This is a genomic window from Streptomyces luteireticuli (genome assembly GCF_041519305.1).
GTDB classification, from domain to species: domain Bacteria; phylum Actinomycetota; class Actinomycetes; order Streptomycetales; family Streptomycetaceae; genus Streptomyces; species Streptomyces luteireticuli.
This window is the reverse complement of sequence record NZ_CP167927.1, coordinates 7,442,560-7,469,023: the sequence shown is the minus strand read 5'-3', so window position 1 is coordinate 7,469,023 and position 26,464 is coordinate 7,442,560. Positions and strand designations below refer to the sequence as shown.

Annotated in this window: 23 protein-coding genes; 12 read left to right on the top strand and 11 right to left on the bottom strand. The window is 73.2% G+C overall.

Annotation, left to right across the window (positions count from 1 at the left end; genetic code table 11):
• Positions 1 to 8: 8 nt before the first annotated feature.
• Positions 9 to 977 (bottom strand): carbohydrate kinase, encoded by a 969-nt coding sequence (locus AB8735_RS33475; protein ID WP_372411414.1) that lies wholly within the window; start codon positions 975 to 977, stop codon positions 9 to 11.
• A gap of 47 nt (positions 978 to 1,024) precedes the next feature.
• On the bottom strand, positions 1,025 to 2,644 hold the full coding sequence (locus tag AB8735_RS33470; protein ID WP_372411413.1) for an amidohydrolase family protein: 1,620 nt from the start codon (positions 2,642 to 2,644) through the stop codon (positions 1,025 to 1,027).
• Positions 2,645 to 2,792: 148 nt separating this feature from the next.
• Between AB8735_RS33470 and AB8735_RS33465 the strand changes: the two genes are divergently transcribed.
• Complete coding sequence (locus tag AB8735_RS33465) at positions 2,793 to 4,262, top strand: gluconate:H+ symporter (protein ID WP_344031749.1); 1,470 nt, start codon at positions 2,793 to 2,795, stop codon at positions 4,260 to 4,262.
• Positions 4,263 to 4,280: 18 nt separating this feature from the next.
• Here the strand turns inward: AB8735_RS33465 and AB8735_RS33460 are convergent, their stop codons facing one another.
• Both AB8735_RS33460 and AB8735_RS33455 read right to left on the bottom strand, forming a co-directional pair.
• Positions 4,281 to 4,706, bottom strand: coding sequence for a pyridoxamine 5'-phosphate oxidase family protein (locus AB8735_RS33460; protein WP_372411412.1), 426 nt, complete (start codon positions 4,704 to 4,706; stop codon positions 4,281 to 4,283).
• Positions 4,707 to 4,745: 39 nt separating this feature from the next.
• Positions 4,746 to 5,204, bottom strand: a complete 459-nt coding sequence (locus AB8735_RS33455) for a DUF4440 domain-containing protein (protein WP_372411411.1) — start codon at positions 5,202 to 5,204, stop codon at positions 4,746 to 4,748.
• Positions 5,205 to 5,228: 24 nt separating this feature from the next.
• Between AB8735_RS33455 and AB8735_RS33450 the strand changes: the two genes are divergently transcribed.
• Positions 5,229 to 5,615 carry a winged helix-turn-helix transcriptional regulator gene (locus AB8735_RS33450; protein ID WP_372411410.1) on the top strand — a complete coding sequence of 129 codons (387 nt, stop codon included), beginning with the start codon at positions 5,229 to 5,231 and terminating at the stop codon, positions 5,613 to 5,615.
• Positions 5,616 to 5,624: 9 nt separating this feature from the next.
• On the top strand, positions 5,625 to 6,560 hold the full coding sequence (locus tag AB8735_RS33445) for an aminoglycoside phosphotransferase family protein (RefSeq protein ID WP_372411409.1): 936 nt from the start codon (positions 5,625 to 5,627) through the stop codon (positions 6,558 to 6,560).
• Between the two features lie 28 nt (positions 6,561 to 6,588).
• On the opposite strand, the gene AB8735_RS33440 is transcribed toward AB8735_RS33445, so the two are convergent.
• From AB8735_RS33440 to AB8735_RS33430, 3 genes are all read right to left on the bottom strand, one after another.
• Positions 6,589 to 8,163: an amidase family protein gene (locus AB8735_RS33440; RefSeq protein WP_372411408.1), complete on the bottom strand. Its 1,575-nt coding sequence runs from the start codon at positions 8,161 to 8,163 to the stop codon at positions 6,589 to 6,591.
• A 73-nt stretch (positions 8,164 to 8,236) separates the two neighbouring features.
• On the bottom strand, positions 8,237 to 9,556 hold the full coding sequence (locus AB8735_RS33435) for a M64 family metallopeptidase (protein ID WP_372411407.1): 1,320 nt from the start codon (positions 9,554 to 9,556) through the stop codon (positions 8,237 to 8,239).
• Positions 9,557 to 9,739: 183 nt separating this feature from the next.
• Positions 9,740 to 10,162, bottom strand: a complete 423-nt coding sequence (locus AB8735_RS33430) for a cysteine/serine endopeptidase inhibitor (RefSeq protein ID WP_344031654.1) — start codon at positions 10,160 to 10,162, stop codon at positions 9,740 to 9,742.
• 364 nt (positions 10,163 to 10,526) lie between these two features.
• Here AB8735_RS33430 and AB8735_RS33425 point away from each other — a divergent pair, with 364 nt between their 5' ends.
• From AB8735_RS33425 to AB8735_RS33405, 5 genes are all read left to right on the top strand, one after another.
• On the top strand, positions 10,527 to 11,426 hold the full coding sequence (locus AB8735_RS33425) for a glycoside hydrolase family 19 protein (RefSeq protein ID WP_372411406.1): 900 nt from the start codon (positions 10,527 to 10,529) through the stop codon (positions 11,424 to 11,426).
• A 214-nt stretch (positions 11,427 to 11,640) separates the two neighbouring features.
• Positions 11,641 to 12,465 (top strand): DUF4328 domain-containing protein, encoded by an 825-nt coding sequence (locus AB8735_RS33420; protein ID WP_372411405.1) that lies wholly within the window; start codon positions 11,641 to 11,643, stop codon positions 12,463 to 12,465.
• A 198-nt stretch (positions 12,466 to 12,663) separates the two neighbouring features.
• Complete coding sequence (locus tag AB8735_RS33415; protein ID WP_372411404.1) at positions 12,664 to 15,624, top strand: BTAD domain-containing putative transcriptional regulator; 2,961 nt, start codon at positions 12,664 to 12,666, stop codon at positions 15,622 to 15,624.
• 76 nt (positions 15,625 to 15,700) lie between these two features.
• Positions 15,701 to 16,294 (top strand): hypothetical protein, encoded by a 594-nt coding sequence (locus AB8735_RS33410; RefSeq protein ID WP_372411403.1) that lies wholly within the window; start codon positions 15,701 to 15,703, stop codon positions 16,292 to 16,294.
• 175 nt (positions 16,295 to 16,469) lie between these two features.
• On the top strand, positions 16,470 to 17,792 hold the full coding sequence (locus tag AB8735_RS33405; RefSeq protein WP_372411402.1) for a carboxylesterase family protein: 1,323 nt from the start codon (positions 16,470 to 16,472) through the stop codon (positions 17,790 to 17,792).
• Between the two features lie 23 nt (positions 17,793 to 17,815).
• On the opposite strand, the gene AB8735_RS33400 is transcribed toward AB8735_RS33405, so the two are convergent.
• Together AB8735_RS33400 and AB8735_RS33395 are read right to left on the bottom strand one after the other, a co-directional pair.
• A complete protein-coding gene (locus AB8735_RS33400; RefSeq protein WP_372411401.1) occupies positions 17,816 to 18,901 on the bottom strand; it encodes a polyprenyl synthetase family protein in 1,086 nt (361 codons plus the stop codon).
• A 98-nt stretch (positions 18,902 to 18,999) separates the two neighbouring features.
• The gene (locus tag AB8735_RS33395; protein WP_372411400.1) at positions 19,000 to 20,640 is read right to left on the bottom strand and encodes an ABC-F family ATP-binding cassette domain-containing protein; all 1,641 of its coding nucleotides are present in this window, start codon (positions 20,638 to 20,640) and stop codon (positions 19,000 to 19,002) included.
• Positions 20,641 to 21,058: 418 nt separating this feature from the next.
• Between AB8735_RS33395 and AB8735_RS33390 the strand changes: the two genes are divergently transcribed.
• Together AB8735_RS33390 and AB8735_RS33385 are read left to right on the top strand one after the other, a co-directional pair.
• Positions 21,059 to 22,120 (top strand): saccharopine dehydrogenase, encoded by a 1,062-nt coding sequence (locus AB8735_RS33390; RefSeq protein WP_372411399.1) that lies wholly within the window; start codon positions 21,059 to 21,061, stop codon positions 22,118 to 22,120.
• Positions 22,117 to 22,698, top strand: a complete 582-nt coding sequence (locus AB8735_RS33385) for a TetR/AcrR family transcriptional regulator (RefSeq protein ID WP_372411398.1) — start codon at positions 22,117 to 22,119, stop codon at positions 22,696 to 22,698. Before AB8735_RS33390 ends, AB8735_RS33385 begins: the two co-directional genes overlap by 4 nt.
• Positions 22,699 to 22,748: 50 nt before the next feature.
• On the opposite strand, the gene AB8735_RS33380 is transcribed toward AB8735_RS33385, so the two are convergent.
• Positions 22,749 to 23,549: a GNAT family N-acetyltransferase gene (locus AB8735_RS33380; protein WP_344031635.1), complete on the bottom strand. Its 801-nt coding sequence runs from the start codon at positions 23,547 to 23,549 to the stop codon at positions 22,749 to 22,751.
• A 221-nt stretch (positions 23,550 to 23,770) separates the two neighbouring features.
• Between AB8735_RS33380 and AB8735_RS33375 the strand changes: the two genes are divergently transcribed.
• Positions 23,771 to 25,282, top strand: coding sequence for a neocarzinostatin apoprotein domain-containing protein (locus AB8735_RS33375; RefSeq protein ID WP_372411397.1), 1,512 nt, complete (start codon positions 23,771 to 23,773; stop codon positions 25,280 to 25,282).
• A 156-nt stretch (positions 25,283 to 25,438) separates the two neighbouring features.
• On the opposite strand, the gene AB8735_RS33370 is transcribed toward AB8735_RS33375, so the two are convergent.
• Positions 25,439 to 25,789 carry a DUF488 family protein gene (locus AB8735_RS33370; protein ID WP_344031631.1) on the bottom strand — a complete coding sequence of 117 codons (351 nt, stop codon included), beginning with the start codon at positions 25,787 to 25,789 and terminating at the stop codon, positions 25,439 to 25,441.
• Between the two features lie 165 nt (positions 25,790 to 25,954).
• On the opposite strand from AB8735_RS33370, the gene AB8735_RS33365 reads away from it, so the two are divergent.
• On the top strand, positions 25,955 to 26,461 hold the full coding sequence (locus AB8735_RS33365; RefSeq protein ID WP_344031629.1) for a hypothetical protein: 507 nt from the start codon (positions 25,955 to 25,957) through the stop codon (positions 26,459 to 26,461).
• Positions 26,462 to 26,464 lie beyond the last annotated feature (3 nt).

Here is a 26,464-nt window from a genome sequence, read left to right as displayed (position 1 = left end):
CGGCCGCCTCAGCCGACGGGAGACACGGCGAGTTCGCCGGCGTGCGGGGGCCGGGCGCCGGCCCGCGAGCAGGTGACCGCGGCCGCGCGGGCCGCGAAGGCCAGGATGTCGCGCCACTGGCGGGCGTCGAGGGCGGGGGACGCGGTGAGGGCGCCGTGGCCGTCGAGCCGGTGCAGCAGCGCGGCGTTGACGGTGTCGCCCGCGCCGATGGTGTCCACGACGGTCACCGGCTCGCCGGGGACGGACAGTTCGAGGCCGTCGCGGGTGAGGACCGTCAGCCCCGCGCCGCCGCGGGTGAGGACGACGGCGTACGGGCCCGCGGCCAGCCACTCCCGGGCCGCGTCCGCCGGGTCGCCCTCCCCGCCCGTGAGCCAGGCCGCGTCCTCCTCCGAGAGCTTGAGGAGGGTGACGTGCGGGAGCCAGGAACGGAAGCGGGCCCGGTAGGCGTCCGCGTCGGGGACGATGCCGGGGCGGACGTTCGGGTCGAGGGCCGTGAACAGGCCGCGGGCGGACGCGCGTCGCATCAGGTCCTCGTAGGCGCTCGCGCCCGGTTCGAGGGCCAGGGAGCAGGTGCCGAAGGAGACGGCGCGGGCCGCTCCGGGAAGGGCGTCCGGGGCGGTGAACAGGCGGTCCGCGGTGCCCTCGACGTGGAAGGAGTACGCGGCCGAGCCGTCGTCGCCGACGTGTGCCACGGCCAGGGCGGTGGGTTCGGGGCCGCGACGGACCAGGGAGGTGTCCACGCCGTCCGCCCTCAGGCCGCTCATCAGGGCCTGTCCGAAGCGGTCGGTGGACAGCCGGGAGCAGAACGCGGTGGGGGTGCCGAGACGGGCCAGGGCGACGGCCGTGTTGTAGGGGCCGCCGCCGCGCCTGGGCAGCAGGGCGGGAAGGCCGTCGTCGGGTCCGGCGTCGAGCCCGTCGACGTCCCGGAGGCCCGTGGGAACGAGGTCGATAAGGGCTTCCCCGGCGACGATGATCATGGAGTGGAGCCTTTCGGTCGGTGGTGCGGGGGATGGTACGGGGCCGCTCACGGCTCCCGCGGGGTGCGGCGGACCGACCTCCCCGCGAGCACCTGGGTGCGCCGGCCGTCCTCGATGACGAAGCGCCCGTCGACCAGGACATGGGGGATGCCGGCCGGCAGGGTCCGCGGCGCCTCGAACGACGAGCCCGCGGCCACCGTCCCGGGGTCGAAGAGGACCAGGTCGGCGACGTACCCCTCGCGGACCAGGCCCCGGTCCGCCAGCCGCAGCCGGGCCGCCGGCCGCGAGGTCAGGTGCGCCACGCACTCCTCCAGGGAGAGCTCGCCGAGCTCGCGGACGTACGTCCCGAGGTAGTGGGGGAAGGTGCCGTAGGCGCGGGGGTGGGGCTTGTGCCCCTGGAGGATGCCGTCCGAACCGGCCGTGTGCGTACGGTGCTTCATGATGAGGCGGACGTTCTCCTCGTGGCCGACGTGCTGCAGGATCGTCGATCCGAGCCGGTCGTCGGTCAGGAGCCGCCGCGCCGTGGCCCAGGGGGTCTCTCCCCTCGTCCGGGCGGTCTCCTCGATCGTCCTGCCGACGAAGGAGGCCAGACCGGGGTCGGAGACGCCGGAGATCTCGATGGTGTCCCACGCGACGGGCACGCCGTGGCAGCCGTCGGAGCCGACGTCCTCCAGTTCGTGCCGGATGCGTTCCGCGGTGTCGTCGTCCGCGAGGCGGTCCAGCACCGCCTGCGGTCCGCCCTCGCTCGCCCAGCTCGGCAGCACGGCGACGAGGGTGGTGCACCCCGGGGTGTAGGGATAGGTGTCCAGGGTGATGTCGGCGCCCCGCTCCAGCGCCCGGTCCAGGAGCTCCAGCAGCTCGGGCGCCCTGCCCTTGTTCACACCGAAGTTCATGGTCGCGTGGGCGAGGTGGAGCGCACAGCCGGCCTCCCGGGTGAGGTCGATCATCTCCTGGTACGCCCGGAGGGCCCCCGCGCCGTACGAGCGGTGGTGCGGGCAGTAGTAGCCGCCGTACGAGGCCACCACCCGGCACAGTTCGGCCAGTTCGCCGTCCCCGGCGTACATGCCGGGGGTGTAGGTCAGGCCCGACGACATGCCGACCGCGCCCTGCCGGAGGCCCTCGGCGACCAACTCGCGCATCCGGTCGAGCTCTTCGGGCCTCGGGTCGCGGTCCTCCCAGCCCATGACGTGCATGCGGACCGTCCCCTGGGGGACGAGGTACGCGGCGTTCACCGCGATGCCCCGGCCGCCGTGGCCGCGGTCGAGCCGGTCCAGGTACTCGCCGACGCTCCGCCAGTCGAAGTCGATGTCGGAGCCGTCACCGTTCCACCCGGTGATGGCCCGCCGTACGTCCGCGAGGGTGCGGTCGTCGACGGGCGCGTAGGACAGGCCGTCCTGGCCCAGCACTTCCAGGGTCACGCCCTGGGCGGCCTTCGCGCTGTGGTCCGGGTCGCGCAGCAGCGCGAGGTCGCTGTGCGCGTGCATGTCGATGAAACCGGGGGCCAGGGCGAGGCCGTCGGCGTCGAGGACCCTCCGGGCGGAGGGCCTCCTGCCCTCCCCCTCCCTGCGGATCTCATGAATGCGGCCGTCCCGGACGGCGACGTCGGCGCGGTAGGAGGCACCTCCGGAGCCGTCGACGACACGGGCGTTGCGGAAGACCAGGGCCATGGCGGCAACTCCCTTGCTTTGGGCGATCGTTGCATCCTGCGCAATGTTCGTTGCGTACTTCGCTGCACCGTGCCTAACATCCCGGCCAGCACCAGGTCAACAGAACCGGCCCATCGGATCCAGTCGTTCGAGCCGCTAGGGAGTTCCCCTGTTGTACGCCGCTGCCGCACCCCCCGAAACTCCCCGCACCGGTGGCCTGTTGGCCATCGTCGGCGGTACGGGCGGGCTGCTGACCGTCGCCGTCCTCGGCATCGCCCTCCTGCTCCTCCTCATCATCAAGGTCAGGCTGCAGCCGTTCGTGGCCCTCCTCGCGGTCTCCGTCGCGGTCGGCCTGTCCGCGGGGATCCCGGTCACCGAACTCTTCGGCACCGTGCAGAAGTCCGCCGCCGTCCCGATGATCGAGAGCGGGATGGGCGGCATCCTCGGACACGTCGCGATCATCATCGGTCTCGGCACGATGCTCGGCTCGATCCTGGAGGTGTCGGGCGGCGCCGAGGTCCTCTCCCGCCGGCTGCTGGACCTCTTCGGGGAGCGCCGCGCCCCCGTCGCCATGGGCCTCACCGGCCTGGTCCTCGGCATCCCCGTCTTCTTCGACGTCGGCGTCCTCGTCCTCGCGCCGATCGTCTACGCCGCCGCCAAGCGCTCGGGAAAATCGGTCCTGTTGTACGCGATGCCGCTGCTGGCGGGGCTGTCGATGACCCACGCGTTCCTGCCGCCGCACCCCGGCCCGGTCGCCGCGGCCGGCCTGTTCGACGTCCCGCTGGGCTGGGTCGTCGTCATGGGCGCCGTCTGCGGCCTCCCCGCCGTGCTCGCGGCCTGGGTCTACGCGAACTGGATCGGCGGGCGCGTCTTCGTCCCCGTCCCCCGGGACATGGCCGAGGCCGCCGAGGAGGCCAGGGCCGCGGTCGCCGCCGAGCAGCGGGCGGCGGGCGGTACGCGCAGCGAGGCCCCCGTCTCCCTCGCCACCGTGCTCGTCATCATCGGCACGCCGCTGCTGCTGATCCTGGCCGCCACCTTCTCCTCCGTCATGTTCGCCCCGTCGGCGCCGCGGTCCGTCGTCGAGTTCTTCGGCAACCCGTTCGTGGCCCTGACGATCGCCCTGCTCATGGCGTACTGCCTGCTCGGCATCCGCCGCGGCTGGTCCCGCAGGTCGCTGGAGAGGGTCTCGGCCTCCTCGCTGAAGCCCGTCGGCAACATCCTCCTCGTGGTGGGCGCCGGTGGTGTCTTCGGCGCCGTCCTCAAGGGCTCCGGCATCGCCGGTGCCCTCGCGGACGCCTTCGACGGCATGGGCCTGCCCGTGATCGTCCTCGCCTATCTGATCTCCCTGGTCCTGCGCGTGGCCCAGGGCTCGGCCACCGTCGCGATCGTCGCCACCGCGGGCATCACGGTCCCGCTGGTCGAGGGCGCCGGTCACTCCCGGGCCTTTCTCGCGCTGGTCATCACGGCGATCTCGGCCGGCTCGATCTTCGCCTCGCACGTCAACGACGGCGGCTTCTGGATCGTGGCGAAATACTTCGGCATCCCGGAGCGCGACACCCTCCGGTCGTGGACGGTCCTGGAGTCCGTCCTCTCCGTCACCGGCTTCGCGGTCGCGGCGGCCCTGAGCACCGTCGTCTGAACGACCGCCCGGGACGGGTCAGAAGGCCCCCAGGTCGGCCGACACCCAGTGCTCCGGCCGCATGAAGACGAGGACATGGCCGCCGAGCCGGGCCCGGTCGTAGGCGACGTAGTCGGCGACCTTGTCCTCCGGGAGGTAGCGGGCGGCCAGTTCCCGGGACCGCTCCTCGCTGTCCGGTGCCGTCCGGGTCACCGGCCCCTCCACCGATACGTAGCGCACGGTCGGTTCGGTCCGCTGCACCATCAGGGCGAAGCGCCCCGCGGACCGGATCGCCCGCGCCTTCCGGGAATCGGGGCCGGTGCGCACCCACAGTTCGCCGCCCGGCGTGTACTGGTACCAGATCGGGACCGTCAGCGGGGCGCGGTCCGGTCGTTCGACGACCGACAGCGCACCGACATGCGGTTCGGCCAGGAACCGCTCGCGTTCTTGCGGGGAGAGGGTCATGCGGCCGACCCTACTGGCCCCTGCGGACAGGAGGCGTCCTCAACGGTCCGCCGTGCCGAAGGGGTTGTCGATGACATACCGCCACAGGCCGTCCGGCCCGCGCCGGGCCACGTCGGTGGCCGTGCCCTCGATACGGACGTGCTCACCGTCCGGACGACGGCCGTCGATGACCCAGTCGACGATCAGCAGCGCGATGTCGTCGGCGACGTATGTGTGCCGCGGGCGGACGTCGATGGGCAGCCCGAGCCCCTGGAACCGGGCGTTGGCGGCCGCCAGTTCCGGTCCCGTGACCGTCTCGCCGGGACGGGGCACGAAGACCGCCCCCTCGTCGTAGACCCGGGCGAGGTCCCGGGGGCTGCCCGAGTTGAACGCGGCGGCGAACGCTTCGGGGTGCAGCCGGGCCTCCGAGGCGAGGGTGACAGAAGTGCCGAGGGTGACAGAAGTCGCGGAGGCGCCGGTAGGGTCGTGGTCGTGCCCGGAATGCGTATCGATGCTCATGACGTCAGCCAAACCGGTCCCGACGTGGCTCACCAAACGGAAAGCCACGCCTGGGACGCCGGTCTGGTGCCGCCCGGACCCGGCCGCACCGCCCGGCCGGAGACGGGCTGCCCGGTCGAGATCGCCCTGGCGGCGGTCGCCGGGCGCTGGACCACCCTCGTCCTGCGCGAGCTGATGCACTCCCCGCACTCCTTCGGCACGCTGCGCGAACGGCTCCCCGAGATCAGTCCCAAGGTGCTCACCGACCGGCTGCACGCCCTCCGCGAACGCGGCCTGCTCACCCAGGAGCGCCTCCCCGGATTCCCCGTCCGCACCCGCTACACCCTCACCCCGGCCGGACGGGCCCTGCGGCCCCTGCTCGTCGAACTCCACCGCACCGGGGAACGCCTGAGCGACCTCTCCGGCACGTAGGGTGCCCGGATGACCGGGATTCCGAGGGAGTTCGCGCGGGGCACGATCGAGCGCGAGGGCGACACGGGGGCCGCATGGCTCGCGGAGCTGCCGGCGATCGTGAACGGGCTGCTGGAGCAGTGGAGTTGTGTACCGGACGGCGAGATCGCGCACGGGGGTGTCGGCGTCGTCGTCCCGGTGCGCCGGCGCGGGGCGGGTGCGGCGGTGCTGAAGGTGTCGTTCCCGCATCCCGGCAACCGTCATGAGCCGGACGCGTTCGCGGCCTGGGGCGGGCGCGGGGCCGTCCTGCTGTACGAGCGCGACGACGACCGGTTCGCCATGCTGCTGGAACGGGTCCGGCCCTCCTCCCTGGCGGAGGTCGCCGACGGCGACACGGTGGTGGCCGTCGCGGGACGGCTCAGCCACCGGCTGGGCGTCCCCGCGCCGCCCGGCCTGCCCCGGCTGAGCGGCCTGGCCGACGCCTGGGAGGAACAACTCCTCAAGGACAGTGCGGAGTTGACGCACACGCTGCCGCGCCGCACGGTGGACGCCGCCGTGGCGACCGTCCGCGAGCTGGGCCGCGTCCAGCCGGACACCCTCGTCCACGGCGACCTGCACGCCGGGAACATCCTGCGCGCGGAACGCGAACCGTGGCTGGCCGTCGACCCGAAGAGACTCGTGGGGGACCGCGCCTACGACGCGGGCACACTCCTCAAGTCCCGTGCGCCGGCGCTGCTGGAAGCGGACGATCTGCTCGGGGCCGTCCACCGCGTCGTGGACGCGTTCGCCGACGCCGCGGAGGTCGATCGCGAACGCGTCCTGCGGTGGGCCCAGTTGCACGCCGTCCAGGCCGCGTTCTGGGGCCGCCGCCACGGATTCCGGATCGCCCGCGACGGACCGCGGCTGGACGGGCTCACCGCGTTCGCCGATCATATGGCGGAGTTGCTCACCCAGTTGCTCACCTAGTTGTTCACTCGGTTGTTCACTCAGTTGTTCACCTAGGCGTGTCCGGACCCACCGACGGCAGATAGCGCGGCGCCCGCCGGGCATCCAGCCGGTGCTCCACCGCGGCCCCCAGGGACAGCAGTCCGGCGTCCTGGTGGTCACCGGCCGTCAGGAGCAGTCCGACGGGGAGCCGGCCGACGAAGCCGGCGGGCAACGACAGCGAGGGGTAGCCCGCCACGGCCGCGGGGGTGGAGGACGGGACGATGTCGTTGTCGCCCCGTGCGCAATCGGTCGTCCAGGCGGGCGGGTTGGCCGGTGCGGCGATGGCGTCGAGCCGGTGGGCGGCCAGGGTCTCGTCGATGGACCGCCGGGAGAGGGTCCTCAGCTCGGCGCGTCGGGCCCGGTACGCCGGATCGGTGGTGGCGGGCGCGGAGAGGGCCTGTTCGAACAGTTCCTGACCGGCGAAGCAGGTCCGCTCCCCGGGATGGGCCCGGTTGAACGCGATCAGCCGGGCGAGGTCGCGGGGGCCGTCACGGGTGGCGAGGTAGGCGTCGATGTCCCGGTGGAACTCGCTCAGGAGCGCCGGGAATTCGAGTTCGGCGAGCCTGCGCTGGTACGGGGGTGTCACCTCGACGACCTCGGCCCCCGCGCCGCGGAGGCTGTCGGCGGTGCGGGTCATCAACGCGTCCACCTCCGGCCCGAGTTCGGGCAGCCGCCACAGGCCGATCCGCTTGCCCCGCAGGCCGCCGGGGCGGACCGGCGGGGCCGCGCCCCCGCCGATCACCGAGAGGGTGAGCGCCGCGTCGGTCACGTTGCGGGCCATGGGCCCCGCGGTGTCCTGCTCGGCGGAGATCGGCACCACACCGGCCCGGTCGACCAGTCCGAGGCTGGGCTTGTGGCCGACCACCCCGTTCATCCCGGCCGGGCAGACGATGGACCCGTCCGTCTCGGTGCCGATGGCCACCTGGGCCAGCGACGCGGCGAGCGCGGCGGCCGAGCCGGCGGACGACCCGCACGGGTTGCGGTCCAGCACATAAGGGTTACGGGTCTGGCCGCCCACCGCCGACCACCCCGATGTCGGCTTCGCCGCGCGGAAGTTCGCCCACTCGGACAGATTGGTCTTGCCGAGGATCACCGCCCCGGCGTCCCGCAGCCGGGTCACCAGGGCCGCGTCGGTGGCCGGGGGTCTCCCTGCCAGGGCCAGCGACCCGGCCGTGGTCGGCATGGAACGGGTGTCCACATTGTCCTTGAGCAGGACCGGGATGCCGTCGAGCGGTCCGCGGACGGCGCCCCGCCGGTGGCGGTCATCGCTGGCGGCCGCCTGGCGCGGGGCCGTCGGGTCGACGCGCAGGACGGCGTTGATCCGGGGATCGACCGTCCTGATGCGCCACAGGTACGCGGCGGTCAGGGCCGACGAGGTCAGCGCACCGTCCGCCATGCGGGCCTGCAGTTCCGGGATCGTCACCGTGTCCAGGTCCACCCCCGGGTCCGGGAACGGGACGGCCGACGGGGACGCGCCGGCGGCACCGCGTCCGGCGGCCTGCGCGTACGGGCCCGGCGCGCCCGGGGCGAGGGCCCCCGCGATAAGAAGGGCGACCAGCGCGAGCGTGCTCCTCTTCGTCATACGGATCTTCTCCATGACGAACAGCCCACCGCACCGCGCCACCCCGCCGCAAGGGCCCCGGCTCCCGGACGGATCAGCGCATTGCCGTCTCCCAACTGAGCGAGCCGCGCAGGAGCTTGCGCACCTGGGGGTCGCGCACGGCCTCGGTGGTGTCGGCGGCCTGCGCGGTCACGCGGTGCCCGCGGCCGTCGGCCGGGACGCCGAGGGAGCGCGGGGTGACCGACGCGCGGCCCCGGGCGTCGCGGACCTCGCGTCCGTCGACGTACCAGCGCACCGTGACGGTGGCGGCGCTCGTCCGTACGGTGACGCGGTCGTTCCGGCCGAGCCGGGTGGCCGGGCCGAGGTCGCTCGTCAGCACGCTCGCATGACGGTGGAAGCCGGCGATCATGGCCTCACTGCCCGGCAGGTTGAACTCCCGGCCCAGGGTGCGCATGATCGAGTTCTTGGTGGGACGGAAGAGACCCTTGGGGTAGTAGCCTCCGCCCTCGTACGTGCCGACCGTGCCGCCGTCCGGGGAGGTTCGGCCGATCCAGCGGTACCACTTGCTCCGCCGGTTCCTCATGTCCTCGGCGGTGAGCGTGCTGATGTTGACGTTGCCCGGTTCGCCGCCGGTGTAGGTGCCGTAGTCGTCGTACTGGTACTCGTCGGCGAGCTTGCCGAGGGAGTGGCCGGTCTCGTGGACGGCTATCTGATCGGACCTCGGGTCGTCGGAGGACGCCGTGGCGATCCCCTCGTAACCCACCTTGGACACCACGTCGTTGTAGCCCGCGCCGCCGTACTTGGCGGAGTGGGACAGCACCACGACGAGGTCGGCGGCGGGGGCCTTCGCCGCATACGCCTCCACCCGGCCGGTGTCGACGCACAGCAGCCGCTCGATCCCGTCGCAGAAGAAGGCGGAGCGCAGTGCGGTGTCCTTGACGACGTCCTTGCCCGGGTCTCCGGAGACCCCCGAATCCCGGGACACTGCGTCGACCGCCCAGACATTGAAGAGGCCGCGGTACGAGGCGTAGGGCTCGACGGCGGACATCTTCGCCCACTTGGCACGGACGGCGGTGTGGAAGTCGCCCTGCTGGTCCGCGGTGTAGCCGTCGCCGATGAAGACGACGTCCAGCTTGTCCTGGACCGGTCCGTTCCGCACGATCGGCAGGACGTCGCCGTCACCGCGCACGGAGGGGCGCAGCGTTGCGGACGGTGCGGGCGACGCGGGGACGGTGGTGTGGCGGGGGTGTCCGTCGGGTCCGGTGAAGTACTCGACGTGCTGGGTGCGTTGGGCCGGCGGCTGGGGGGCCGCGGCGAGGGCCGGCGGAGCGGTGAGCACGGCGGCCAGGGCGGCGGCCGTGGCGGCCGTACCTGCCGTGCGGCGCAGGGATATTCGTCTGGATATGGAGGGCATGGGGGGCTCCTGGTTCTGCTGCTTGTACGAGGGAGTTACGAGGAAGTGCTCGTACGAGGGAGCAGAGTAAGGCACGTTGACCGAACGCGGGTGCGATGCACGCACGTCGGTACCCTCGGTACCCCACGGGGGAGCGGGCCGGGACCCCGCCGCCTGCGCGGTCGTCCCGGCCCACCGCCGTTGTCAGCGCACGAACTTCCAGGTGATGCCGTTGACCACGCCCCGGTCGAGCGGCGCCAGCTTCTGGAAGGCCGTCTGGCTGAGGTCGATGTGGGTCCGGTCGCACGAGGGGCACTTGTCCCTGACCGGGACTCTGATGGTCCTGCCGTTGTAGCTGACCTCGACCGATATGCCCTTGCAGAGCTGGTCGTTGTTGGGGTTGGCGGAGGTCCACCAGGCGGCCGGGACCGCGACCAGGTCCTGGGAGGAGGCGTCGATGGGCGTCCCGCAGGCGCCGTAGCCCTTGTCGTTGTAGTAGGTCATCTTGCCGTTCTGCGGCTGGCCGATCGGTACGTCGGCGGACGCCGGTCCTGCCGCAATGGCGATTCCGGTGACGGCGGCCACCAGGGCGGTGACCGCGAATCGCGCAGGCTTCAACGCACGCATGAACTCTCCTTGTGAGGGGTTGTCCGGAGCGGATCGCATGACCGGAAAGGAAGGGAACGCCGGCATGGCGGAGCCGGAGCGGCTCGCCGGCGCACGAAGCCAAGGGGACAACGTCGACCCATCGGCGCATGTCCGGCTTCGGACCTATGAATGTCATGTCCACCGACCCGCCCGCAAGACCTGTAGGCCGCGATTGTCCTGAAGTCGTTGGCTGGTGAAATGAGTTGGGACGGATTTCGCGTGTGCTATTGACAGCAAAGTCGCGGGGGATATTCACTGCGCGATGGCGACAGGTCCGGCACGTCGGATCCGTCCTGTTCGCCCGTCAGCGAGCGCACCTCGCCAACTCCCCACAGGAGCCGCCGTGAGAAGACATCGCATCGCCGCCCTGCTGCTGGCCGTACTGGCCCTGATCGGCACGGCCCTCGTCACCGCCGCCCCCTCGGCCACGGCGAGCACCGCCGGGGTCTGCGACAGCGCGCCCAACTGGGCCGCCGGCAGCTGGTATTCGGCGGGGACGGTCGTCCGGTACACGGACGGGCGGTACTACGTCGCCGAGCACGACAATCCCGGCTACGACCCGGTCATCAGCACCTGGTACTGGGACCCGTACACCTGCCAGGACGGCGGCGACACCCGGCCCGGCGCCTTCCCGGTGAGCGAGGCCCAGTTCCAGCAGATGTTCCCGAGGCGGAACGCCTTCTACACGTACAACGGCCTGGTCGCCGCGCTGGGCGCGTACCCGGGCTTCGCCGGCACCGGCAGCAGGGAGGTCCGGCAGCAGGAGGCCGCCGCCTTCCTGGCCAACGTGGACCACGAGACCGGCGGGCTGGTCCACATCGTGGAGCAGAACACCGCCAACTACCCGCACTACTGCGAGGCGAACCGGCCCTACGGCTGCCCGGCCGGCCAGGCCGCGTACTACGGCCGCGGCCCCCTCCAGCTCAGCTGGAACTACAACTACAAGGCGGCGGGCGACGCCCTCGGCATCGACCTGCTCCACAACCCCTCGCTGGTGCAGAACGACGCGGCCGTCTCCTGGAAGGCCGCGCTGTGGTACTGGAACACCCAGCGCGGACCCGGGACCATGACGCCGCACGAGGCCATCGTCAACGGCCGGGGCTTCGGCGAGACCATTCGCAGCATCAACGGGGCCATGGAGTGCAACGGCCGCAATCCCGGCCAGGTGCAGAGCCGGGTGGCGAGCTATCAGCGCTTCACCCAAATCCTCGGCGTGGCGCCGGGCGGAAACCTCTCCTGCTGACCGGGGAGTGTTCCGCTGAATTACCGGGAATTGCCGGGCCGCTGAAGCACATATGCCGGGTCCGCCTGTGCGGCAGGTAATGGCCGCGCTACTGCCCGTACAACCTTATGGCCCTCATAGGCGTCTCCAATCCGGTGCACAGGCACATCTGTGCACCGGATCAGGACAAAGAGGTTGTTTCATGTTGTGTTCACGATGCCGGTCGAACCCGGCGGTGAGTGAATCCGGGCTCTGCGTCGCCTGCGAGGCGGGCGGCGTCGCCGGCGCCCCTCCGGCGGCGCCGCAGCCGTACCCGTACGCGCAGCCCGCACCGCCCGCTCACGCGGCCCCGCCGTACGCCCCCGCCCCGCGCCTGCCCGCACACCTCGCCTCCCCCGAGGGGCTCGCGCGGGCGGCGGTCGTGCTGCTGGGGGTCTGCGCACTCACCGACGTCCTCTCGCTCTTCGCCGGGTACACCATGCTCGGGGTGGCGAACAGGATGGTCGACAACCCCGGTTTCGTCACCCAGGACGAGGTCGACCGGGCCGACCTGCTGGAGGCCGGCTCCGGGCTCGTGCAGACCCTCGCGCTGCTGGCCTCCGCCGTCGTCTTCGTCATCTGGTTCCGCCGCGTGCGGATCAACGCCGAGGTCTTCCGGCCGGACGGGCACCGGATGCGCCGGGGCTGGGCCGTGTGGGCATGGATCACCCCCGCGGTCTGCCTCTGGTTCCCGAAGAAGATGGCGAACGACGTCTGGGCGGCGAGCCTGCCGTACGGGCCCGACGGCTCACCCCGCCGCGCCCCGCGCACGGTCATGAACTGGTGGTGGGGCCTGTGGATCGCCACCCTGGTCCTCGGCCGCGCGAGCGGGCGGATGTACATCAGGGCCGAGTCCCCCGAGGAGATCCGCCAGGCCGTCGTCGCGCTGATGGTCTCCGACGTCCTCGACATCGTGGCCGCCGTCGTCGCCGTGCTCTTCGTGCGCCGGCTGACGGCCCTCCAGCACGAGAAGGCCCATCAGGGGCCCGTCGCCCCGTACCAGGCACCCGTCTTCCGATAGGTCCCGGCTCCCCCACCGGCTCACCGTGCTTTCGGCCCACATTTCCGTTTATGGGTCGTTGATCGTTTGTACAGCGGCGCCCGTGATGGTCGAGACCTGTCCGTAAAGGTCCGTAAAGGATGGACCACCCCACCGGAAAGGTCTCGCATTGTCGATGAGAACGAACCGTCCGGCCCACGCCGCGCCCACGGCCGCCCGGTGAACCCCCCAGCCCCAGGACCGGAGTTCGCCCTGCTCGGCCCGGTGCGGGCCTGGTACGACGGCACGCCGGTGGATCTCGGCCAGTCCAGGTCGCACGAGGTGCTCGCGGTCCTGCTGGCCGCCGCCGGCCGGGCCGTGGCGCTGCCGCTGCTCGTGGAGGGGGTGTGGGACGAGGCCGACCGCCCGTCCCGGCCCGAGCACTCCGTCCGCACCCATGTGTGGCGGCTGCGCCGGGCCCTCGCCCGGCACACCGCCGAGCCGCTGATCGTCACCGTCGGGGACGGCTACGCGCTGCGCGTGCCCGCCCGCGCCGTGGACACCTGGGCCTTCGAGCGCGCCCTGGCGCGGGCCGGGGAGATCCGGGCCGCGGGCGGCACCGCCGGACAGGCCCGCGACGTCCTCGACGGCGCCCTGGAATTATGGACCGGCGAACCGCTGGCCGGCCTCCACGGCCCCCACGCCCGGGCGCTGCGCACCCGCTGCGACCGGATGCGGCAGTCCCTGCTGGAGGCCCGGATCGAACTCGACGCCGAACTCGGCGACCGGCACCGTCTCGTGGCCGAGGCGGGCGCCCTGGTCATGGAGTACCCGGCGAGCCAACGGCTGCGCGCGGTGCAGATGCTGGCGCTGTACCGCGCCGGCCGCCAGGCCGAGGCCCTGGGCGTGTACGAGGACACGCGCCGGTATCTCGGCACCGAACTCCGCCATCTGCCGCCCGCGGAGCGTGCGCCCGGCGCCGAACTGACCGCGCTGCACCGGCGGATCCTCGCCTCCGACCCCACCCTGCGCCTGCCCGAGCCGGACCACCGGCAGCTCCCGCCCACGGTCGGCGGCGTCTTCCCCTCCCCCGTCGCCGGCTTCACCGGGCGCGACGAACAGCTCCGCGAGCTCACCGGGATGCTGACCCGGCCGGACGCCTCGGCCGTCGTCGTCTCGGCGGTCAACGGCATGGCCGGCATCGGCAAGACCACGCTCGCCGTCCACACCGTCCACGGCCTCGGCGCCGACGCCTTCCCGGACGGGCGCCTCTACGCCGACCTGCGCGGCGCCGACCCCGACCCGGCGGACCCGCACACCGTACTGGCCGAGCTCCTGCGCCAGTTGGGCACCGCGGACGAGGACGTCCCGGAGGACGCCGGCGAACGGACGGCCCTCTACCGCTCGCTGCTGGCCGACCGCCGGGTACTCCTGCTGCTGGACAACGCGGCCTCCTCCGAGCAGCTCCGCCCGCTGATCCCCGGCACCGCCCACTGCACCGTGCTGGCCACCAGCCGCGCCTGGCTCACCGGGCTGGCCGGGGCACGGCACCTGCGACTGGACGTCATGCCCCAGGCCGAGGCCCTCGACCTGCTGCGCCGGACCGTCGGCCGACGCGCCGTGGACGCGGAGCCCGAGGCCGCCACCGCGCTCGTGGCCGCCTGCGGATATCTGCCGCTGGCCCTGCGGATCGTCGCCTCCCGCCTGGCGGCGGAACCCGGCCGGCCGCTCGCGGACATGGTCCGCCGGCTGGCCGACGAACGCGGCCGCCTGGCCGAACTGCGCACCGGTGACGCGGCCGTGGACGCCGCCTTCGAGCTCTCCTACGCCACTCTCGGCGCCGAACAGGCCCGCGCCTTCCGGCTGTTGTCCGCCCTGGACGTGCCGGACCTCGCCCTGCCGAGCGCCGCGGCGCTGCTGGGCCTCGGCGTCGAGGAGGCCGAGGAGCTGCTGGAATCCCTCGTCGAACGCAACCTCCTGGAGTCCCACCGCCTGGACCGCTACCACTTCCACGACCTCGTCCGCGTCTTCGCCCGGGCCAGGAACGCCCGCGAGGACTCCCCCGCGACGACCTCCCGCGCCGTCGCCGGCCTCCTCGACTTCTGTCTGGCCACCGCCCGCAACGCCGATGTCGTCGCGCACTCGGCGGAGCCCGGCGAACGGACGCTCATCGACGCCCCCCTGGACTCCCCCGGCCTCGGCTTCGCCACCGCGCGGGAGGCCGCCGACTGGATGCGCGAGGAAGCCGCCCTGCAACGCGCGCTGGTCGACCGCGCCTGCGCCGACGACGGCCTGCCGCTCGCCCGGGCCGCCGACCTCGTCGACCGGCTGAACACCGCCCTCTTCGGCATGGCCCACCTCGCGGCGGTGACGGAACAGGCCCGGCAGGTCGCCGAGGTCGCCGCCCGGCGCCGCGACCGCCGGTCCGAGGCCCTGGCCCGCTACGTGCTGGGGAACGCGCTGTGGCACGCCAGCGCGTTCACCGAGGCCGGTACCCAGCTCCGGCGCGGCCTCGAACTCTGCGACCACGACGCCGACCTGCCGCTGTGCGCCTGGATCCGGCTCATGCTGTGCGCCCAGGTCCGGGTCTGCGGCCGGCCCGAGGACGCGGTCGTGCACGGCGAGGCGTCGGTGCGGCTCTTCCGCTCACTGGGCGAGACGACCGCGGAGGGCACCGCGCTGGGCGAGCTGGCCTTCAACTACGCCCGCCAGGGCCGCCTCGCGGAGGCGCGGGCGGCGGCCGAGCGCGGCGTCGGGCTGCTCGGCGACCGGGAGTCGCTGTCGACGGCCGTCGGGCTGTACTACATGGCCCGGGTCCTGCGGCTGTGCGGGGAGCGGGACGAGGCCCTGCGGTGGGCCGACGAGGGCCTGGCCCTCTTCCGTTCGCTGCATGTGACCTCCTTCGAGGCCGCGTCCGGCGGCCTGATCGCCGAGATCCACGCGGAGGAGGGGCGGTACGCGCTCGCGGCGCGGGTCGCCGAGACGTTCCTGCCGCCGGCCCGCAAGATCGGCGCGATATTGGAGAGCGGGCTGCTCAGGACCCTCGGCGTCAGTCTCGGCCGGCTGGGGCAGCGGGCCCGCGCCGAGGCCTGTCTGCGGAGCGCCCTGGGACTCTTCGAGGGCCTGCGGTTCGAGGAGGACGCCGAGCAGGTCCGCGGGCTGCTGGACGAGCGGGCAGCGGTGCCGTTTATCGCGCGGTGAACGCGGGGCGGCAGTCTCTGCGGCACGGCAACCGCCACCCCCCACATACACCACCCGTCCCCCAGGAGGAAATCCCATGAAGCCCGTTCGCGCCCTCGCCGCCCTCGGCCTCGGCACCCTGGCCGCCCTGTCCGCCGTCGCCTCGCCCGCCATCGCCCAGGACGCCAAGCCCGCCCGCGCCACGACCGCCCAGCACTGTGTGATCAACACCGACAACAACAGCAAGTCCTGCTTCTCCAGCTACAGAGCGGCCATCTCGGCCGCCACCAAGGGCCGCGTCACCGACGCCCCCGACGACACCCGGGCCGCCGCGCACGACAAGAAGCTCCAGGAGCGCCTGAGCGGTCCGCGCAGCCAGCACGGTGCCAAGCTCGCCAAGAACGCCCGCTCCGCCGCCGCCGAGAACCGCGTCCTCGCCACGATCTACAGCGACAAGGACTTCGGCGGCAACTCGCTCAGCCTCCTGGGCAGTTCCGGCTGCCACCGCTACGACTACTTCGCCAACCTGTACGACGGCTGGAACGACTCGATCAGCTCCACCGCCTCCGGCCAGTGCGACATCACCCTCTTCCAGCACGCCAACTTCCTCGGCTTCAGCCAGACCTACCGCGGCGCCGTCCCCTACGTCGGCGACGCCATGAACGACCAGGCCAGCTCCATCAGCTTCTGACGCCGACCGGGCCCACCGCCCCGCGCGGCGCCGTCTCCACCGGCGCCGCGCAGGCATGCCCCGTACCCTCCTGCCCCATACCGCCCTGCCCCGTACCGCCCTGGCCCTGATCGCCGGACCCATACGAAGATGGTCCATACAACGATCGGTTCCGAGGCGACGGAGGCACATACGCATGACCAACAGCCGTGGGGCGCAGGAGAAAAGGCCGGTGGTCACCGTCCCGGCGGGCCGGCTGCACGGGACCGTCGACGGTGACGGCACGGTCGCCGCGTTCCGCGGCATCCCCTACGCCGCGTCGCCCGCCGGCGCGCTGCGGTTCGCCCCGCCCCGGCCGCACCCCGGCCGGGACGGCGAGCGGGACGCGGCCACGGCGGGCCCGTCCGTGCCGCAGAGCCCCTCGCGGCTGGCGTACCTGCTGGGCGACCGCGTCCCGGACGGGGACGAGGACGGCTGCCTCAACCTCAATGTCTGGACGCCGGTTCCGGCCCCGGCGGACGGCGCGCCGCCCCGGCCGGTCCTGCTGTGGTTCCACGGCGGCAGCTTCACCAGCGGTTCCGGCGGCTGGGACTGGTACGACGGCGCCTGTCTCGCGGCGCTCGGCGACATGGTCGTCGTCACGGCCAACTACCGGCTGGGCGCGCTGGGCTGGCTCCACCTCCCGGACGACGGCATCGCCAACCTCGGCTTCCTCGACCAGGCGGCGGCACTGCGCTGGGTCCACGAGACGATCGGGGCGTTCGGCGGCGACCCCTCCCGCGTCACCGTCGGCGGGCAGTCGGCCGGCGCGTACTCCGCCCTGGCGCTCGCCGTGGATCCCGCGACGGCCGGGATGGTGCACCAAGTCCTGGCCCAGTCGGGCCCGTTCGGGCTGTCGCCGCTGGACCCGGACGAGGCCGGTGCGACGGCGCGCGGGCTGCTGCGCCTCCTGGACTCCCCCGGCACGCCGGAGCACCTGCGCTCGCTGCCGGTCGAAGCGCTGCTGGACGCCGCCACCCGGCTGACCGAAGGGACCGTCCGGCCGGGCGAGGTCGCGCCGTCGCTGATGCCGGTGCTGGGCGCGCCCGGCTATGCGCGGTCACCGCTCGACGCGGTGCGGGACGGCGCGCTGGGCGGGCGTCCACTGCTGATCGGCACCACCACCGACGAGATGACGGCGTTCGGCCTCCGTGGAGCGGCGGCCGGGGACCGGCTGTTCGGCACGCCCTCCGACGAGATCGCGCGGCACTCCGCCGCGCAGGGCGCGGAGACGTTCGTCTACCGCTTCGGCCGGCGCCCCGACCCGGACCCGATGGACCTGGGTGCCACGCACTGTGCCGATCTGCCGTTCCTCTTCGGCACGTTCGACGCCTTCGCGGGCGCACCCGTGCTGGGTCCGGTGACGGAGGCCGACCGCGCGCTGTCCCGCTCCTTCGCCGGTGCCGTCGCCGCGTTCGTCGACGGCCGGGCCCCGTGGCCCGCCTTCGACGCGGACCGGCAGCATGTGCGGGCCTTCTGACGGTGACTCATCGTTCGCGGGGATCACCCGGTCCCCTTCGCCAGGCGCAGCGGCAGGTGGGTGAAGAGGGCCACGGCCTCCTCGCGCCACCGTCCGGACCAGGTGGCCGCCTCGGCCGCCGCCTGCTCGGCGTAGCGGCGCAGGTCCGCGCGCAGCCGGGCGTCGGTGCCCTGGCGGCGGGCGATGTCCCGGACGCGTTCGACGGTTCCGGGCGGGCAGTGAGGGTCGCCGAGGGCGGCTTCGACGACGGCGCGGTCCGCCGTTCCGGCGCGGGCGAGGATCGCGCGGAGGGCGTAGGTGCGGCGGCCCGCGCGCAGGTCGCCGCCCGGGGGCTTGCTCAGGGCGCTGTCGTCGCCGAAGAGGTCGAGGTAGTCGTCGCGCAGCTGACCGCAGATGCCGACCAGGGTGGCGTAGCGGCGCAGGTGCGCGTCGTGGGGCGCGAGGTCCTCGCCGGCGGCGAGGAGGCCGAGGCGCATCGGGGCGAGGATGGAGTAGCGGGCCGACTTGTACTCGGTGACGGTGTGCAGGAGTTCTTCGTCCGGCAGGTCGTGGAAGTCCCGCTCCAGGTCGAGGATCTGGCCGGCGATCGTGTCCGTGGCCGCGCGCGTCTGCACCTCCAGCATGGCCTGGCGCAGCGCGGCCGGGACGTCCGCCTCCAGCAGGACGCGCAGGGACAGGAAGGCGGCAAGGTCCCCGGCCAGGAGGGCCAGGCCCAGGGCGGTGCGGTCGTGGCCGGGGAACGCGTGGCGGTAGGCGTGGTACGTGGTGGGGCCGCCGCGGCGCACGGGCGAGTCGTCGATGATGTCGTCGTGGACGAGCAGGTGCGTCTGGAGCAGTTCGACGCTCAGGGCGGCCTCCGCGAGGCCCGGGAGGCCGTCGTCGGTGCTCACCAGGCGGGCCGCCTCGTACAGCAGGACCACGCGCAGCCGCTTGCCGCCCCGCAGGGACAACTCCCGCAGGAGTTGCAGGCATTCGGGGGTGAAGCGGCCGTGCGGCGGGGCGTCGAACGTCGCGGCGAGGCGGGTGAAGTACGCCTCGAAGGCGGCGTCGAAGCGGCGCCGGTGTGCGGCGAGACGCTCCTCGGTGGCGGCGGCTGCCGTGGGGTTCATGAAGGCCTTTCCTGGTCACGGGTGTGATGCCCCAATCTACGCGTGGGCCGGTCTCTACGCGTGGGCCGGTCTCTGCGCGTGAGGCCGGTCCGGCCCGTTCAGCCGCCGTCCGCCTCCGCCCGCACCTCCTCCGCCGTCGTCTCCCGCAGACAGCCGTCCAGGCGCAGCCAGCGCGTGATGCCGAGGGACTCCAGGAAGCGGATGTCGTGGCCGGCCACGATCAGTGCCCCCTCGTAGGACTCCAGGGCCGTCGTCAGTTGGCGGACGCTCGCCATGTCCAGGTTGTTGGTGGGCTCGTCGAGCATCAGGAGCTGCGGGGCGGGGTCGGCGAGCATCAGGGCGGCCAGGGTGGCCCGGAAGCGCTCACCGCCGGAGAGGGTCGCGGCCGCCCGGTCGGCGCGGGCACCCTTGAACAGGAAGCGGGCCAGGCGGGCCCGGATCTGGTTGTCGGTCGTCGCGGGTGCGAAGCGCGCCACGTTGGCGGCGACGGACAGGTCCCCGTCGAGGAGGTCCAGCCGCTGGGGCAGGAACCTCGCCGGGACGTGCACCGCGGCCTCGCCGGCCGGCGGGGCCAGCTCTCCGGCGACGGTGCGCAGGAGGGTGGACTTGCCCGCGCCGTTGCGGCCGACGAGGGCGACCCGCTCGGGCCCGTGCAGCGTGAACTCGCCCTCCACCCGGGCCCCGTGGGCCAGCCGGAGGCCGGAGAGGGTGAGGACGGCACGGCCCGGGGGCACGGCCGTGGACGGCAGGTCGACGCGGATCTCGTCGTCGTCGCGGACGGCCTCCACCGCCTCGTCGAGCCGCTCCCTCGCCCCGGCGAGCCGCTCCTCGTGCAGGAGGCGGTGCTTGCCGGCGGAGACCTGCGCCTGCCGTTTGCGCTCCCCCATGACGACCTTGGGTTCGCGTTTGCTGTCCCACATCTTCTGGCCGTAGCGCTTGCGGCGGGCCAGTTTGACGTGGGCGTCGGCCAGTTCGCGCTGTTGCTTGCGCAGGTCGGACCCGGCGGCGCGCACCAGGCGTTCGGCCGCCTCCTGCTCGGCGGCGAGCTGCTCCTCGTAGGCGGAGAAGTTGCCCCCGTACCAGGCGACGCCGCCGGAGCGGAGCTCGGCGATCCGGTCGACGCGCTCCAGGAGTTCGCGGTCGTGGCTGACCACGACCATGACGCCGGTCCACGCCTCGACGGCGGCGTACAGGCGGCGGCGCGCGGACAGGTCGAGGTTGTTGGTGGGCTCGTCGAGCAGGAGGACGTCGGGCCTGCGCAGCAGCAGCGCGGCCAGCCGCAGCAGGACGGACTCGCCGCCGGAGACCTCGCCGACGGTGCGGTCCAGGCCGATGCGGCCCAGCCCGAGCCCGTCGAGCACGGCCAGGGCGCGCTCCTCGACGTCCCAGTCGTCGCCGACGGCGGCGAAGTGCTCCTCGCGCGCGTCGCCCGCCTCGATGGCGTGCAGCGCCGCGCGGGTGGCGGCGATGCCGAGGACGTCGTCGACGCGGCGCGCGGTGTCCAGGGCGGCGCCCTGCGGCAGGTGGCCGATCTCGCCGGCCACGCGGATCACGCCCTCGGCCGGGGCGAGTTCACCGGTGATCAGCTTCACCAGGGTGGATTTTCCCGAGCCGTTGAGGCCGATGAGACCGGACCTTCCGGGGCCGAAGGCCAGGGTGAGGCCGTCGAAGACGGTGGTGCCGTCGGGCCAGGCGTAGGAGAGGGAGGTACAGGTGATCGATGCGGTGGGTGCGGTCATGAGGGCCTCGTTTTCCGTCGGTTCCGTCGTCTCCGTCGGTTCCGTCGCACGGTGGCGGATGGGGGGACTGCACGGGAGGACACCGCGAGGGATCGTCGGGGATCCCCGGACCTGCGGGAGGACGGCTCGATGCGTCGAGGTCGCACACGGGGCACGGGCAGCGGCACGCGAGGGCGGCACGGCTGCGACGGCGCGGTGTCTCAGGACCTCAGACGAGCAACGGCCTTCTCCGATCGGCGGCAACAGGGGCGGTGAACACCGTAGGAGGCCGCGGGAAGGCCGGTCAACGCATTTATGAAGCGGCCGAAGGGCATAGGACATCCAAGGGCATGGAATGTCCAAGGGCGTGGGGCATCCAAGGGCGTGGGGTATCCAAGGGCATTGAGTTTTCCAGGTCGCGTGACCTAGTCTCGCCGCCATGGACGATGATCTTCATCATGATCCGGACGGCCCGGTACTGATCGTCGGCGGGTACGGGACCGTCGGCACCGAGCTGACCCGACTCGCCGCGCGCTCCTGGCCGTTGCTGCTCGCCGGGCGCACGCCCGGGCGGGGGCGCGCCCTGGCCAACGAGGTCGGGGCGGCCGTACGCCGCTGGGACCTGGACGCCCCGGAGCCTTTCTCCGCGAAGCCCCGGGCGGTCGTCGGCACGGTGAACGACCCCGACGACCGCGTGCTGCGCGCCGCCCTCCGCGGCGGGGTGCCGTACGTCGACATCACCCGGTGGACCGCCCGCCTCCAGCGGGCACTCGCGCTCACGGCCGTGACGCCGCCCACAGCCCCGGTGCTGCTGTCCTCCGGCTGGATGGGCGGGATCGGCTCGCTCGTCGCCGCCGCGCTGGCGGACCGTGTCGGAGGGGCGGCGGCGGTGGAGATCGCCGTCCGGTACGACCTCCGGGACCGCGCCGGCGCCGACTCCGTGGAGTTCATGGACCGGCTGGGGCTGGACTACGAGGTGACCGAGGGCGGACGGCGGCGGTTGGTCACGCCGTTGAGCGGCGCCGGGCGCGTCACCATCGGCGGGCACCGCACCATGGTCGCCCGGATCGACACCCCCGAGCAGTTCACCCTGCCGCTGGCCCTCGGCGCCGACACGGCGGTCACCCGCATCGGCTTCAGCACCAACACGTCGACGGCCGCGCTGCTCGCGCTCAAGCAGACCGGATTCTTCCGCTGGGGACGGGGCGACAGATTCCGGTCGCTGCGGAGATCGCTGCTGCACTCGCCCGGCGAGGGAGGCACCGCGCTGATGCGGGTCGACGTGCGCGGCCGGAACGGGCAACGCCGCACCGCGGTGGTCCGGGACCCCGCCGGCCAGGCCCATCTCACCGCGGTCGGCGCCCTGTTGGGCCTGCGCCGGGTGCTCGGCGAGGACGGCGCCGCCGCGTCCGCCGGGGCGTCCTTCCCCGAATCGGTGCCGGAACCGCGCCTCGTCCTCTGGGCCCTTGAGGAGGCGGGGGTCACGGTCACGGTGTCATGAGCGGCACGAAGCTGACCCGGCGGGGCGACGCCCGCCGGGCGAGCCTGCTCGACGCCGCCGAGACCGTGCTCGTCGCCCGGGGCAACGCGGACGCCTCTCTGCGGGCCATCGCCGAGGAGGCGGGCGTACGGGTCGGACACCTCCAGCACTACTTCCCGGCCCGCGCCGACCTGGTCAAGGCCGTGCTGGAGCGGGCCCTGGACCGCTCCCTGGAGCGGCTGGCCGCCGCCACCGGGCCGCGGGCGGACCCCGCGGACGTGGTGGCGGTCGTCCTGGCCGAGCAGGAGGACCCGCGGCTGGTGCGGCTGTACGTCGAGATCTGGGCCCTGGCGGCCAGGGACGACGACGTCGCCGAGGTGGTCCGCGCGTTCTACCGGACGTACGTCGCCCAAGTGGAGGCGTTCCTGCGGCAGATGCGGCCGGAGCGGACGGCCGCGCACTGCCGGGCCCGGGCCGAGACGTTCGTGGCGCTGGTCGAGGGGGCGGCGCTGATGCGGTCGGGGATCGCCGGGAGGCGGTCGGAGGAGACGGACGCCCGGATCACCGAGCAGGCGGTGCGGTTGCTGCGCGACGAGTGACGGCACGGGCCCGTGAACCGACGGCGACCCGACAGGGCGTGGCCGGCGGCTCACCCCTTCAACGCGTAGAAGTGCACCGGCGAATTCGGCCGGAAGCCGATGCGGGGGTACACGGGCGCCCCCGCCGCCGTCGCGTGCAGGGTGGCGCGCGTCAGGCCGGTGGCGCGGGCGCCCTCGTGGAGGGCCTTCCGGGTCACCGCCTCTCCGTAGCCCCTGCGTTCCCATTCCGGGGCGGTGGCGACGAGGACGACGAACAGGCGGCCCTCCGCTTCCACCGTTCCGGCGCACGTCACCGGGACGCCCTCCCGTACGCCCAGGTAGGCATGCACCCCGTTCTTCCACAGCGTGGAGCCGAGGAGGCCGTCGCGGCCGGCTTCCAGCGGGAATCCGTAGGCGCGCGAGTTCAGGTCCGCGTAGGCCCGCAGATGCTCGTCGGTGGTCACGCGGACGAACGTCAGGTCGGGGTGGGACGGCTCGGGGAGGGGGAGGAAGTCTCCGGCCATGCCGGTGCCGGGGAAGGAGAACTCGAAGCCCGCCTTCTCTGCGGCCGTTCGTACTCCCGCGCGGGCCTCGTCGCCGAGAAGACCTTCGAAGAGCCAGAGGAATCCGGGGTACCGCTTCGAGCGCATGATGTCGGCCGCCTGCACCAGGCGCCGCTCGACGAGGTCCGGGTCGGCGTCGACGTCGGTCAGCGTGACGCAGTTCCAGAAGGGGAACCGGCAGTCGGCCCAGCGGACGGCGACGCCCGGGAGATCCCGTACGTCGGCGTCCGGGTCGCGGTCGAGCACCATGGCACGCCAGACCACGGCGAGCTGCTCCATCGATTCGATCGACTCCGTGCGGTCCATCATCGGGCTCCCTGAGTGGCGGAGTTGGGCGAGTGCGTTCCGTCATACTCCACGACTCGGCGCCCCGGACGACGCACCGGCCGGCGCACTGGCCGAAAATGAGGGCTGGCCGACGCCGCCGCGCGCCGCGAGGATGCTCCCCTGGCTGAAGGGGCCTATCGGAGAGGCGGGAACGGATGGATCTGCGGCGAAGAGGGATACGCAGGAGACATGTTGGAAGGTGGGTGAGCGGTGCGCTGGCCGTCGTGCTCGCCGGAGCGGGCGCGGGCCTGGCTCCCGCCGTGGCGTCGGCGGCGGCCGCCCCGGCCGGGTCGGCCACCGCGGCGTGCAGTACGGACACCGGGGCCAAGGGCCTGGCCAGCAGTCCGGTGTCCGGCAGCCTGGTGTCCGTGGACCGGGCGGACGGCCGGATCGCCCAGTTCCAGCTCTTCTACGACACCACGGCGACCCGGGGCCTGCCCTTCGTCTGGCACCGCGAACAGGACGCGCCGAACGGGGCGTACGGGCCGTGGAAGCGGGTGAGCGCGGCGACCGTCGGCCCGAAGAGCTACGCCGCCACGGCGGTCGAGAACTCGGCGGGCGATCTGGAGCTGCTGTTCTCCACCTTCGGCGCCTTCTGTCACACCGTGGAGAACGACGAGGGCGACTGGAGCGCCCCGGACGCCTTCGGCCTCGCGCCGACGCCGTACCACGGCGGAGTCGTGCTGTTCAAGGAACGGGACGGCAGCATCGACGCGTTCGCCTCGGGGTCGTACGGCGGCGGCTCGATGGAGCTGCGGCACCAGCGGGACGCCGACTCCGGCTGGGGCCCGGTGCAGTCCATGGGCCGGGTCCCGGACCCGAACGTGGGCCTGAGCCAGCCGGGCACCGTGGAGCAACTCCCGGACGGCAGGCTCCGCCTGACGGCACGCGAGTGGAACAGGGACCGCACCTGGGAGGTCCGGCAGTCGGCACCGGGCGGCGACTGGGGCCCGTGGCAGCTGCTCTCCCCCGGGACCGCACCGGCCCGGCGCGCCGTCGCCGCCGCCGGACCGCAGCTGAAGGTGAACCGCACCACGGGTCTCCTGGACGGCGATATCGCCACGTTCACGATCGCGGGCGGCCCGCCCAAGGAGCGCGTCTGGGTCAAGCTGTGCGGCCCCTCGGCGTCCGCGACCACCTGTGACGACGCCACGGGCCGTCAGTTCCGCGTCCTCCCGGACGGCACGTACTACCCCTCCCCGAAGAAGCTGTACGCCCAACTCGACACACCGGCCGGGAAGTTCGACTGCCGCACGGCACCGGCCGCCACCCCGTGCTCCCTGGCCCTCACCGACAACACCGGGGCCCTGCTCACCACCGTCCCGCTGCACTTCCGCCCGGACGGCCGCCCGGAACCGCGGCCGACCTTCGCCGTGGACCCGGACGAGGGCCTGGTGGACGGCCAGTCGGTGCACGCGACGGGCAAGGGCTACGAACCGCAGTACCACGTCCTGGTCATGCAGTGCGCCACCGGCTCCGCCGACACCTCCGGCTGCCGCCCCCGCACCCGGCCGCCCGCCACGACCGACGACGGCCGGGTGGACGAGACCGTCACCGTCTCGGCGACGTTCACCAGCATCGACAAGCGCACCATCGACTGCCGCGCCGAGGACGCCTGCGAGCTGGTGGTCTTCGGCACCCGCGTCCGCGGCCCGGAGTCGGTCCGCCACCCGCTGGACTTCGCACCGGCGACCGCGTCCGGGCCCCGGCGCTGAACGCCCGGGGGGGCCGCTCGGCCGGTGCACCGGCGCCGCCGGGTCACACTCCGGTGGCGCCGTCGATGCGCTTCCTCCCGTACGAGGGCGATCCGATCCGGGCGCGGCACGACCTGTGGTGATCAAAGAGATGTGGTGACGAAAAGGCTGTGGTGATCAGCCGGTCAGCCGTTCCACCAGCACCGCCGCCTGGCTGTGCTCGACGTCCTTCGTGGCCGTGAGCAGGGTGACGTCGTGCCCGGCGGCCAGCTCGCGCAGGTGCGCCATGGCCTGCCGGCGTCCGGGGGCGCGGAGTTCGGCCAGGTAGCGGCGGCGGAACTCCGGGAAGCGGTCCGGCCGGTGTCCGTACCAGCGGCGCAGTTCCGTGGACGGGGCGACGTCGCGCAGCCATTCGTCCAGGTGCGCGTCCTCCTTGCGCATGCCGCGCGGCCAGACGCGGTCGACGAGGACGCGGGTGCCGTCGGCGGCGGAGGTCTCCTCGTAGACCCGTCGGCAGGCGATGGTCATGTCGCGCTCCCTTCCGCGCCCCGGTGTGCCCCCGCCCGTCACGGGTCCATTTTATTTCCCGGCCGGCGGCTCCGCCCCTCCCCCGTCGAACCCGCCCGAAGGCCGACGGTTCCCCGGGCACCCGAGTGGAAAGGGAACCAGAGACCCGGGCGGAGGGAGAAGGGCATGACCGACGGAGAGACCCCCGGCGACCTGGCCCGGATGCGCCTCTCGGTGTATCTGGAATCGCTCCGGGCCCGTATGCCGCGGGCCCAGTACGAGCTGCTCACCGAGGTCCTGCGCATGTGGGCGGAGGCCGGCGGCGGCACGATACGGCTGAAGATGGACGACGAGGAGCGCGAGCTGTTCACCCAGGAGGTGCAGCACGAACTCCTCGTCCTCATGGGTCTGATCGGCGCCCAGGTCCCCGGCCACGAGGACCGCGCCGACCACGTCGTGGCCCGCCTCGGCGACGGCGAGCACGCCAAGGGCGTGATGTCCCTGGTCCCCCCGGACGTGGCCCGGGACGACGTCAAGCTCCGCGCGATGCGCGACAAGGTGGACGCGGTGCAGAAGCAGCGCTCCCAGGACCTGGCGGAGACGGAGGCCATCGCGCGGGCGAGCGGGATGCTGCCGGAGGGGACGGGGGACGACGAGGCGCCCCCGTCCGGGTCCGTCCCGGACGGGGAGTGACGG